Source organism: Novosphingobium sp. KACC 22771, from assembly GCF_028736195.1.
Classification (GTDB): Bacteria; Pseudomonadota; Alphaproteobacteria; order Sphingomonadales; family Sphingomonadaceae; genus Novosphingobium.
On the sequence record NZ_CP117882.1, the window covers coordinates 689130 to 700615 of the forward strand.

Below are 11486 nucleotides of genomic sequence, written 5' to 3' on the forward strand. Positions count from 1 at the left end.
GGCCCCGCGGCTTGTCGCTCCCCATGAACGCCGAACTTCAGAGCAGTCGGCGCCATGGGGGTACATATGGCCAGTCTTCGAAAATACATCCTGAGTTCCACGATCGCGCTGTCCGCAATCGCGTTCCTGTCGCCTACGGCTGCCGGGCCTGACGACAGGAAGGAATACCATCTTCCAGAGCAGGACCTCAGCACTGCGCTCAGGATGATCGGGCGAGCATCGCATCAGGAAATCATGTTTGAGCGGCGTTCGGTCGAGGGCAAACGCGCTCCTGCGCTCAATGGCACCTATACAGCCAGCGAGGCAGTCGAGATCCTGATCAGCCATACCGGCCTGACCGCAACCCATCGCGACGGAAGTGTCCTCATTCAGGAACGATTTCTCCCGGCGTCCGAGACAATAGGTTCCGGCAGTTCAGCGATTGTCGTCACCGGTTCGCTGATCCGCGGCACGGGCAACACCGGACCTCTGATCACCGTCTCCAGCCAGCAGATCGCGGCCTCAGGCTATGCCAATCTGGGTGACGTGGTACGATCCATCCCCCAGAATTTCACGGGTGGACAAAACCCGGGCATCGGCATCGGCATTCCGGTCGCCAATGGGGAGAATTTTGGTTCGGGATCGTCGATCAATCTTCGCGGCCTTGGACAGGATGCAACGCTGACCCTGATCAATGGCCACCGCGTTGCAAATGGCGGAAATCGTCAGAGCATCGATGTTTCCGCGATTCCCATCGATGCCATCGAGAGGATCGAAATCGTCACCGATGGGGCCTCCGCGCTCTATGGCTCTGACGCGGTGGCCGGTGTCGCAAATGTCATCCTCAAGCGGGACTATCAGGGCCTCGCGACAAGCGCGCGCTTAGGCCTCGCAACGGAGGGAGGCGATCGGCAGCAGCAATATAACGTCGTCACCGGCAAGAGATGGCGCAGCGGCGGCGCCGTCATCGCCTATGAATATGGAAAGGACACGGCCATCACCGCCTCGCAGCGCTCCTATGCTGCGGTGACGAATCCCGGCCTGACGCTTTACCCTTTCATCCAGCACCACAGCCTGATCGCCAATCTGCATCAGGATATCGCAAAAGATCTCAAATTCAGCATCGATGGCGGCTACAACTGGCGCAAGGATCAGCGGGGCTATTCACTCACCGCCGCCGCCAACAGCCCGGCCTATGACTCGCGCGTCCGGTCCTCGTCCTTTTTCGTGGCTCCGTCACTGCAATGGTCACCATCAGGCGATTGGCTCGTTTCGCTCTCGGGCATGTATGGGAAGGATCACGCCCGCCTGATCCAGCAGCTGACCAGCAATGCGGCGACCTCGACAACCCAGCGCACCTGCACGTGCAACACGGCAGTCTCGGTCGAACTGAAAGCCGACGGCCCTCTCCTCGAAATCCCCGGCGGCACCGCCAAACTGGCTGTGGGTGGCGGCTATCGCAAGGACTGGTTCCGGCAGGAAAGCATGTATGCGACCAGCAATATCAGCGCCAGTCAGGCCGAACATTATGGCTTTGCCGAGCTCCACATTCCGCTGGTCGGCAAAGCGCAGAACATTCCCTTCATCCATTCTCTTTCGCTGAGCGCGGCAGCGCGCTACGACAATTATCCCGGTGTTGACGAGGTGATCACGCCCAAACTGGCCTTCACTTATGCACCAACCCCGGACTTTGACATTCGCGGTTCATGGGGCCAGTCCTTCAAGGTTCCCACGCTCTATCAGCGCTATAGCGCGCAAAGCGCCACGATCTATTCGGTCGGAACCCTGGGCGGGAGCGGATACCCGGCCGGATCGACCGCACTATTCCTGCTGGGCGGTCGCCCCGATCTGTCGCCCGAACGCGCGGACACCTGGACCACCAGCCTGTCCTTCCATCCGGCGCGGGTGCGCGGCCTGAAGATCGATCTCTCCTATTTCGATATCCGCTATCGCAACCGGGTCATCCAGCCCATTTCCCTGCCGCAGCAATCGCTTTCCAATCCGGCCTATGCCAGCGTTGTAACCTTCAATCCCACGGCTGCTGCCCTCACCGGCGCGCTGGCGGATAAGGTCATCTACAATTATTCGGGCGCAGCCTATAATCCTGCCAGTGTGGTGGCAGTGGTCGATGATCGCAATCTCAACATCGCTACGCAAAAGCTTCGCGGCATCGATCTTTCCGGCGAGTTTGGGTATGCGATGGCGAACGGTGACCGTATCACAGTGACAGCCTCCGGCAGTTATCTCGACAGCGAGCAGAAGCTGCTTCCTTCCGCCGGCACGATCATCCTGTCGGGGACCTATTATAATCCGCCCCATTTCCGCAGTCGGTTCGGCATGGGCTGGGACTCACCCAGAATGTCTCTTGCCGGTTTCGTGAACTACATTGGCGGTGTCAGCGACACCCGATATACGCCCGCAACGCCGGTCAGCGGTATGGCGACACTCGATCTGACCGGACGCCTTCGCCTCGAAGGCGGTGCCCTCACCGGCGTCGAAATCCTGCTTGCAGCCCAGAATATCACCAATGCCAGCCCGGATATCACCCGCACCAGGGCGGCCTATGACGCGCCCTATGACACGACGAATTATTCGCCGGTTGGCAGGCTGGTCAGCCTGACCCTGCGTAAGAACTGGTAGCCGCCGCGCCTTCATTACCTCGCCTATCGCGAGGGGCGCGACAGCGGCGGATACTCTCCATCTGGATCTCTCACATGCACAAAATCACCTTTGCGCCCATCGCAGCCTTGCTTGCGATGGGCGCCGCCCCGGCCATCGCAGGCCCCGATACTCGAACGTCCGGCCCGCCAAGCTTGCAGGATCTGGTCGCGATGCGCTCGCTCGACAGCGTGACCATTTCGTCAGACGGCAGGTCAGCAGCCTTCCGGGTCATCACGCCTTCACTGGAAAGCAACAGCGTTTCCGTCGAGTGGCTCATGATCGAAATCGCGGGAAAGCCTAAGGTCGCCCTCCCCCTCGGCCATGCCAGCCTTCCACTGCGGCAGCCCATGTTTGACTCGCTCCTCGACGGACAGGCGCAATGGGCGCAGGACAGCCAGGCCCTTTATGTCCAAACTCTCAGAGATGGCAGGATCACGATCAACCGGATCGCTCCCAATGGCGTCGATAAGGTGGCCATATCGGACGACGCTGACATAGAGACCTTCAAAATCCTGCCCGGTGGCCGCCAGGCCGAAATCGGCGTGCGAGCGGCACGACGGGATATCGATCAGGCCATGGAGCAGGAGCACCGCGAGGGCCTTCACGCTGACCGCAGCCTGTCGCTTGAAGGAAGCCGCCTCACCGGCAATTTTCTGATCGGCAATCGCTGGTCGACCATCCGCTATGCGGGCAAAGGCAACAGCGCGCGCGAGGCTTTTTCCGGCGAGTTGCGACAGAAACTAGTGCCGCTACCGGGTGCCTCAAGGAAGCTTCAGAAGACTTCCTCTGGCATCACCCAAACCGATCCGGTCTTGTCAGGATCGGGGAAAGATGCCGCCGGCAGGACAATCTCGTCCGGACGGTCAGGGATGACGGCCCGACTGGTCCAGACCGCACCGCCGGCCCCCTTCCTGCTCGAGCCGACCTATCAGGTGGTCGCTCAATTGCCAGATGGCAGCGAGCGTCGTTGTACAGAGAGTTTCTGCTTCACCCGTTCGTCAGCTTTGCGCAGTGTGAGCTGGAACCGGGAAGAACACGAACTCATCATCGCCCATGAGGAGGATTACTCCACCTGGACGGTGCTTTACGGCTGGAAACCCGAAACCGGCCAAACCCGCCTCATTCGCGCGGCGGATGGTTCGCTCGATGGCGGATCGACCTACAGCGGCAAGCCCTGTTCGGCAGCGGGGAAATATCTTCTCTGTGTTCATGCGGGACCGACATCGCCGCCGCGCCTTGTCCGGATCGACACCGCCACAGGAGAGACAATCACCCTCTTCGATCCCAACCCGGTGCTTCGCAGACGCGCGTTTAATCCGGCGCGTTTTCTCACCTGGCGCAGCTCGAACGGCGACAGGTTCACCGGCTTCCTCGTCTTGCCGCCTCATGCCAATGGATCTGTGCCGCTGGTCATCACCAGCTATCGATGCCGGGGGCTTTTGCGCGGAGGTTTCACTTCGCTGGCCCCCGAGCAGCTGCTGACCCAGCGCGGGATGGCGGCTCTATGCGTCAATCACAACAATTCCGTGGGCATGAAGGTAACGCCCGATGGCAAGCTTGAAACGCTTGGCCCCCATCTCGCCGCCATCGCAGGCTACAAAGCGATCATCGATCAATTGGCGGACGCAAAGCTGATCGATCCCGCGCGTGTCGGGCTGGCCGGTCACAGCTTTACCAGCATGGTGGGCGCCTATGCGCTCAGCCATACCGACATGTTCAAGAGCGTCGTGATCGGCACCGGCATCACCATCGACCCGGCGACACTGATGTTCATCGATCCGGTTCGCCACGGCTGGAATACCAGCCTGCTCAATGTGCTCAACGTGCCCCATCCGCTCGATGATAGGGAAGGACGCTGGAAAGACATCTCTCCGGCGCTGAATGCGGCACAAGTCAAAGGCTCGCTGCTGATCCAGACCCCGGAAAACGAATATCTCTCGGCGGTGCAGCTGTTCTCGGCAATCCAGCATGCCGGCGGCGCTTCGGACATGTATATCTTCCCAAATGAGGGCCACCTCGTCACGCGCGAGCCTGCCCATCAACTGTCGCGGATGCGGCGGTCCGTCGACTGGTTCGACTTCTGGCTGCTTGATCATACATCGGTAAATGCCGCGAACTCTGCCGATATCGCGCATTGGAAGGAGCTGCGAAGCGAGTTGCCCCCTTCCCCTTCTCATGAAAAATGACCCCGGCGGACAAGGCGCGGCGATGGCATGGCCCAGGCTCTGAGCCATGCCTCGACATCCACAAGCGCCATGATTTCCATGTAGCGCACGACATCTCGCGGATCGGGACGTTCGAGAAAGGCCTCAATAACCATCCGATCGAGAATGCCCTCCCGCGCGAGCAGACCGTCGAGAAGCAGATCCCTGATCGCGTCTCGGTTGGCGTCCAGCAGGTGCATGGCAAAGCCCGTGGGCGTTCCTTTGGAACGTCGCGCGGTGATCAACGACGGCAGAAGGTCCGCAAAGGCTTCCCGTGCCGGCACGCGATCCTGCCCGCCGTTGATCCACATCCAGGATGGAATGGTAAGGCAGTGTTCGACAATCGGCTGCGCCATGAGCGGCGCGCGCAAGGGATGCATCCATTCTCTGCCATACCCTTCGAGATGATTCTGGATCGCGGCCAGCCAGGCCACATGCATGACCTTACCCGGAACCTCGTCCCCGGGCGGCGACAGCCATGGATGAAGTGGCGGCCCCGTCAGACTTTCGACCAGATCGCGAGAAAGGAAGCCTGTTCGCCTCGGCCAGCGATGTGCAAGCCCGACTTGCCCGAGCTTTGCCCGCGTCCCTGCCAGCGCGGTAAGCAGGCTGACATCGTTCAATCGCGCAACGTCCCGTAAGGCCTGCAGGCTGCCGAGCCGCGAGCCGGGCATGAGGATGCGATCGGCCACCGGAGCTACGGAATGGAGGAAGCAGAACACATTGTCACCGCCTCCCCCGGTGATGAACTGATCCGCCCCCAGCCTTGCGGCGAGTTCCTGATGAGCGCGGTCGCCCGATTGCGCAAAGGCGCGGGATATTGGCCTCGGCAAATGTCTGGCTTCGCTCCGCGCAACATCAACCGATGCGATGCGCTCGGGTTCCTCGATCAGTTCCACACCGAGATGCTCGGCCAATGCGCGGGCATAGTGACGTTCGTCGCCCGCCGCTTGCCCGGTATAAAGCGTGAGGCAGGTAAATTGTCGGCCCGAAGCCGCCAGCGCTGCCGCGACAATCGAACTGTCCAGCCCGCCCGATACGGCCAAAAGCGTGTGCCGGGCTTCGGAGGCCCAGGCATCGGTACAGGCGATGATCCGTTGGCGCAGCGTACGTACCGCCTCCGGATATTGCGGCGCGGAGATTGCATTACGGGTGAATGTCCAGGGCGACCAGACCGGTTTTCTTTCCGCCTTTCCGTCATGCACGGTGACTCGCATGCCGGGCAGGACTTCCTGGATCTCGCGAACGGCCGTTTCCTGCGGACGGATCATCGGCCAGACGATATGCGCAACAAGCCCGCCCCAATTTATGGCAGCGGGACGCCCGGAAACCGCCTCCAGAAGATCAGCGCGGGAACTGAAGCAAATCCGGTCCTGCTCGAGCCGAAAATAACACGGGCATTGTCCGGATGGGTCGCGGATCACATGCAGGTTTGCAGCCTCTCTATCCAGAACGAACCCGACATAGCCACCCCAGAAATCGTCGATCAGGGCTTCCCCGTCAGTGGCCGTGATTCGCCGACACTCTTGCGAACCAAGGCGATCAATGGGATTGGCAGGTTTCGTGCCCTTGAACAATCGCCCGATGACCAGAACGTCCTCATCTTCGCCGGGGACGAGCTTTTGCTGGGGGCTCACGAATAGTGCATGACAATGCCCTTGATGAACAAGGCTAAGATCCTCATCCTCACTAAGCTGCAAGAGGTCATCATGGCTGCTGCCGGCGGCGAAGTTCCACACCGCAAGGTAGTCGGCGCGCATCAGCTCACCAGGATCGGCGTGTAATTCCGAATTCCCTCAAGCGTGTCATTGAGCACGAGATCGCCCTGCTGCACCCAGCAATGCGCGCGGAAGGGTCGGGTCGCCACGCCAAAAATCAGATTGGCCTGTACCCTGCTGGCCAGCAGGCAGCGGATCATCGCGAGCGAACGCAGCAGGCACTGATCGTAGCGCGTAACAAAAGCATTCATCCGATAAAAGGCCGATGCGACCGCTCGCGCTCGAAGATCCGTATGCACCGCCGATACGCAGTTGGCCCCAGTCTGCTGGTCCCGAATTTCTGCAAGTATTCCGGCAAGATTATGATGGAGCAGAGCGTTGCGGGCTTTGCCCAATGCGAAGGTTGCCTGCAGACAATCGCGCAGCGACCAACCGAGCAGATCCTGCGCGTCAAATCCACGAACTGGTTCCATCGGAAGCGAGCATGGCGTGACCGCGCCGTCCGGCGCATTCTGCACAAGGATACCGGTCCGGATCAGTGCGTCGACGCACCGTATATCGTCGCCATCAAGAGCTTCGTGCCTGCGCAACCGTTCAAAGGAAGGAGCAAGCGATGGCGGAAGCGCGACATAGGCGTTGCGCTCGATATCCATAAGGACGACCTGCTCCTCAGGAATACAGAACGACCATGTCTCGCCGAGGGAATAACCCATCCAGTCTCTCCGATACAGCATTTCGATGGACTGCAGAAGGCTTTGCAGCCTCATGACAATTGGCGACGCGCCGGGATGACGCGCCGCCAAAAGGTTCAGTCGTCGGAGAGGCCCCCGCCGCTGAAGTTGCCCTGGCTGTCGAGTTGGGGCTCGTTGGAAATGCCCTTCGTTTCTTCGGTGATCGCACCCAGAACGATGAGGTCATCCATCAGATGTTCGCGTTCCATAGCCATTTCCTTCATTCAACGCTGCACGATTGCAGCCCGGCCAAGGTAAGGTGGAAGGCTGCTATCCGACGATCTTATTCGCTCCCGCATAAGCGCCTATTCACGGCGCCAGCGCGATGCATTTCGCCCGGCTGACCAGGCAACCGACCGAAGCTTTCTGAAATTTATCGGCTTTTTCCGGCATTGATCAGCTCTGCGATCCGGGTAACCCGCCGGATACGACGGCGATGATAGGCCCACAGGATGTCGTAGCGGTCGAGACCTGAACCCGACGCAGTCGCGGCCTCGACCATCTCCAACTCATTGGCAAGATTCGCGAGGACCGCGCCCTCATGGAGCCGGGCGACAAACAGACGGTCGGTCGCCTGCCTGAGCGCTCTTGCATACTCGCGATTCGAGGCTGCCCCGGCGAGCGAGCGGAAGCAATTTGTGAAGGCCACAGGCAGGTGATCGGCCTCGAGCGAAGACATGGTAGCAGGTGAATAGGCCCCTGCGGGAAGTGGCTGCTGCGCCTTAAGGATGAGGCGGACCAGATGGCTGTGCCAGTGGTACAGATCTCTCAGGACTTCTGCATTCATGGAGGGAACCTGATAGCCCCCGCCTGCGCCGATCTCGAGAAAAGCCTCGCCGACAAGGCGCTGCGCCGCGTCACGGAAAGGTGAAACCGACACGCCATATTCCTCGGCCATGATGCGTTCGATGACCACCGAACCTGGCGCGAACCGACCGGAAAGCACATCGGCCTTCAAAAGCCCATAGGCTCGCTCCGCTGCGACAGGCCGGGGTGCCATCAAGCTCCGTCCCGGCGCTTATCGGTCACGCAAGCCCGCTTGCGCGGGCCGACCTGCCAGGCGTGCAAGGGCCGAGGCCTGATGGCGCTCGACCGCATCGAGCATCTCGCGTTCGAGATCCCATAGATCGTCCTGCATCAGAAGTTCGCGCGGAATGGCCATCTTGTGCTCCATAGCCAGCAGAGGAATGAACAGATGCGGCGTCGTCATCCGCAGCGCATGCGCGCAGCGGACATGATCCTCGAATTTCGAAGTGGCGACGCCGGCTTCGATTTCGCGCAGCCACCTTTCGCTGCGCCCAACTAATTTTGCCAAAAAATGTTGCGAGACACGCTCGCGGCGCCGGCGTCTTTCGATGAGCTTGCCGGAGAGCTCCTTGATCAATGCAAGAATTTCACTGTCAGTCGCTTGCGGACTTTGAAGCGTCATCTGCAGGTCCCCCTGACAGCGTCTCAAAGACCTAAGCGCATTGCCCTATAGGTGAAGAGTGTTGCATTAAAATCTGGCCGTCAATCGGGAGAAGCTCCTGCAAACGCGAGCATTATCGGACATTTCGACCAAATGGTCGCAGGCACGCACCTGTTGCAGCATTGTCAGGATAACCTGAACCGATCGTCGGCGCCGAGCCGAAGGCCACAGAAGGTAGAATGGGGTAACCAAAGACTTGAGTGCTTTGGGCTCATCGGGAGAACACTCTAGCGTCCGGTACGCCCCGGAGGACGGCCTATCTCGTGGGCAACCGCGCAAAAGATGCGACGAAGCTCCTGGTCGGATACGGCTTCCATATGGTTGAGGGCAGCCAGGAAGATCTTCCAGGTCTGCGGAGAGGGATGAACAAGGCCACTTTCTTCCAAGCTCGCCGCGATCTCCTGCACCGTACCGGACAAGCCTGGCGAGGTCCCGACATAGCGAATAAGCCGGCCACCATATCCCTTGATATCCGGGGCCAGCAATTCTCCCGGCAGATCCTTGACCGCGCATAGCCGCAGCAAGGACACTGCCACAAACAGCGTGCTGCCATAGGGCAGAAAATCTCCCACCACACAGCACAGTCGGCCATGGCAACGCAGGAACAGTTGGATGCCGTGCTCCGAGAGCTGCAATTTGTAGGCTCGCGATCGCGGGTTTGCCATTTCGCCTCTCCATCTGAGGACGCCCCTTCAATCTTTCGAAGATCGCCGCCCCTGGGCGCAGGCCGATTCGGTGCCCAGGAGCAAAATTCCGCGAAAGAACAAAGAGCGAAACCGGAAGTGTATTTCCGGTTTTCGGAAATGGATTGCCGATAACCGGCAATGGATTTCCTCAAACCGGAACTCCATTGCCCCCTCTCTTGCGGGGCGGGGGCTGTTGTCGGCACTCATGTCTATGTCGAAACGACAGACCTGAGCGGTCAGCCCAAACGATCGGCAAGTTCCGCTCAGCCCGCTTCGAACCTGGCAATCCCGTGAGGAGGTTTCGCTCATGTCCAAAACGCGCGTCCGCCGCGTGAGCCTGCTCGTCGCTTTCGCAATCGGCACTATGCCTTGGATTGCGGCGCAGGCGCAAGACACGCATCCAAAGCAGACCGACAACCAAAGCGCGCTGGCATCGGCCACCAAGGCCGCCCAGCAGCAGCTCCATCAGACTTTCACGAACCTCAAGTTCGAGGATTTCGGGCAATCACCGGTCAAAGGGCCTCTCTATCAGGCGGTCGCGGGTGGCCGGATCATCTATTATGCGCCGCAAAGCGAGCATCTGCTCTTTGCCTCGGTCTATGACAAAGACGGCGTCAACCTTACGGCGCTGGCGCAGGAACAGGGCGCATCCCGCCGCCTCAAGGCAATCGACCCGGCCAAAGCACTGGCCATCGGGCCCGAGGGCGCGCCGACGGTGATCGAATTCACCGACCCGGATTGTCCCTATTGCCAGGCACTCGAACGCTTCTGGAACACCAAAGCCGCCGAGGGCAAGCCGGTACGCCGCCTCGTTTTCTTCGTGAGCGGCATCCATCCTGCAGCTGCGGCCAAGGCCGAGCATATTCTCTGCTCACCCGATAAAGATGCCGCCTTCCGGGCAGCCTATTCGGGGCAAACCCTGCCGATCCTGCAGCAATGCGCCGCAGGCCATGCGCGAGTTGCGCAGGATGCCGAGCTTGTTGCCAAGGTTGGCATAACAGGAACCCCGACCCTCATCGTCGATGGCAAACTTATCTCAGGGTTTCAGCAAGGTGAGCTCGAAGCTTTTCTCGACCGGCATGCCAAACCGGCGCTGAAGGCAGTTTCCGACGCCGCGCGTTGAGCGCTCCCGGCGTCGGACCGGGCCCTAACCGTTCACATAGTTTCTGGCGGGCGTCCGGACCTGTGCTTTGCCGCACGGGCGGATGAACCAGGATGCCGGCGGCGACGGGCTCCCGGAGCCGTCCACCGACGCCCCGGCCGACACCGATCTGTCGTCGATGCCGGCAGGCATTTTGCGGGCGGTTCCACTTTCAAGGAGTAGTACCATGATGCGCAAATATGGTGAGCGCGCGCTTGCAATGGCCAGTTTCGGCCTCCCTTTCGCCGCGCTGGCCCTGATCGCTGGCCCCGCCCACGCCTTTCAGGCACCGGCTCAGGGCGATCTCGGCTACGACATTTACGACATTGTCGTGAACAAGGGTGTCAAGGGCCCGCTCGGCTTTGTGGGCGGCGTCGCCGCTTTCCTGTTCGGGGTCAGCCGCCTGTTCTCGAACATCATGATCGGCATCCCGACCATTGTTGCCGCTGTCTGCCTGATCAAGGCCGACAGCATTCTCCAGACCTTCGGGATGGTCGTCTGAGCCATGCGGCTCGTTTGCATCCGGGATGACCCGATTAACGCAGACACGCCGCCTACAAGCTGGGGATCGATGGTCGGTTCCCGGAAACCGGCACCTTCGCGGGTGTCATGAAGCAGGAGGAGAAGGGCAATGGACGAGCGCCTTCCGCAATATCTCCATCGACCGGTCCAGATCCTGTGGTTCGGATCGGACGAGTTCATGCTGGCCACCTCGAGCGTTTTCGTGGCGGCGATCGTGGGCGGAATGCTCGGATGGATGCTCAGCGTCGCCCTTCTCCTTTTCATTCCCTGGAAACGCAGCAAGCCGCGCGGGTTTCTCGCGCATCTCGCCTGGCGCTGGGGTCTCGTCTCCTTCCCTCACTATCCGGGTCCGACCCAGACCCGCTTCTTCGAGTAG

Annotated in this window: 11 protein-coding genes; 5 read left to right on the forward strand and 6 right to left on the reverse strand. The window is 60.5% G+C overall.

Annotated elements, in window-relative coordinates; translation table 11 throughout:
* Positions 1-66 precede the first annotated feature (66 nt).
* Positions 67-2619, forward strand: coding sequence for a TonB-dependent receptor (locus PQ467_RS19920; protein WP_274176224.1), 2553 nt, complete (start codon positions 67-69; stop codon positions 2617-2619).
* A gap of 74 nt (positions 2620-2693) precedes the next feature.
* The gene (locus tag PQ467_RS19925; RefSeq protein ID WP_274176225.1) at positions 2694-4826 is read left to right on the forward strand and encodes a prolyl oligopeptidase family serine peptidase; all 2133 of its coding nucleotides are present in this window, start codon (positions 2694-2696) and stop codon (positions 4824-4826) included.
* Here PQ467_RS19925 and PQ467_RS19930 read toward each other — a convergent pair.
* The 6 genes from PQ467_RS19930 to PQ467_RS19955 all read right to left on the reverse strand — a co-directional run bounded on the left by PQ467_RS19930 (position 4814) and on the right by PQ467_RS19955 (position 9426).
* Positions 4814-6604: an asparagine synthase-related protein gene (locus PQ467_RS19930; protein WP_274176226.1), complete on the reverse strand. Its 1791-nt coding sequence runs from the start codon at positions 6602-6604 to the stop codon at positions 4814-4816. The two genes, PQ467_RS19925 and PQ467_RS19930, sit on opposite strands and share 13 nt — an antisense overlap.
* Positions 6604-7275 carry a lasso peptide biosynthesis B2 protein gene (locus PQ467_RS19935; RefSeq protein WP_274176227.1) on the reverse strand — a complete coding sequence of 224 codons (672 nt, stop codon included), beginning with the start codon at positions 7273-7275 and terminating at the stop codon, positions 6604-6606. The genes PQ467_RS19930 and PQ467_RS19935 overlap by 1 nt, the downstream gene beginning before the upstream one ends.
* Before the next feature lie 95 nt (positions 7276-7370).
* Positions 7371-7502, reverse strand: a complete 132-nt coding sequence (locus PQ467_RS19940) for a benenodin family lasso peptide (RefSeq protein WP_274176228.1) — start codon at positions 7500-7502, stop codon at positions 7371-7373.
* 164 nt (positions 7503-7666) lie between these two features.
* Positions 7667-8293, reverse strand: a complete 627-nt coding sequence (locus PQ467_RS19945; RefSeq protein WP_274176229.1) for a GntR family transcriptional regulator — start codon at positions 8291-8293, stop codon at positions 7667-7669.
* A gap of 18 nt (positions 8294-8311) precedes the next feature.
* Positions 8312-8722, reverse strand: coding sequence for a helix-turn-helix domain-containing protein (locus PQ467_RS19950; protein ID WP_274176230.1), 411 nt, complete (start codon positions 8720-8722; stop codon positions 8312-8314).
* Between the two features lie 266 nt (positions 8723-8988).
* Positions 8989-9426 carry a hypothetical protein gene (locus PQ467_RS19955; RefSeq protein ID WP_274176231.1) on the reverse strand — a complete coding sequence of 146 codons (438 nt, stop codon included), beginning with the start codon at positions 9424-9426 and terminating at the stop codon, positions 8989-8991.
* Between the two features lie 328 nt (positions 9427-9754).
* On the opposite strand from PQ467_RS19955, the gene PQ467_RS19960 reads away from it, so the two are divergent.
* From PQ467_RS19960 to PQ467_RS19970, 3 genes are all read left to right on the forward strand, one after another.
* Positions 9755-10570, forward strand: coding sequence for a DsbC family protein (locus tag PQ467_RS19960; RefSeq protein ID WP_274176232.1), 816 nt, complete (start codon positions 9755-9757; stop codon positions 10568-10570).
* Positions 10571-10775: 205 nt separating this feature from the next.
* Positions 10776-11090: a hypothetical protein gene (locus tag PQ467_RS19965; protein WP_274176233.1), complete on the forward strand. Its 315-nt coding sequence runs from the start codon at positions 10776-10778 to the stop codon at positions 11088-11090.
* 129 nt (positions 11091-11219) lie between these two features.
* The gene (locus PQ467_RS19970) at positions 11220-11486 is read left to right on the forward strand and encodes a type IV conjugative transfer system protein TraL (protein ID WP_274176234.1); all 267 of its coding nucleotides are present in this window, start codon (positions 11220-11222) and stop codon (positions 11484-11486) included.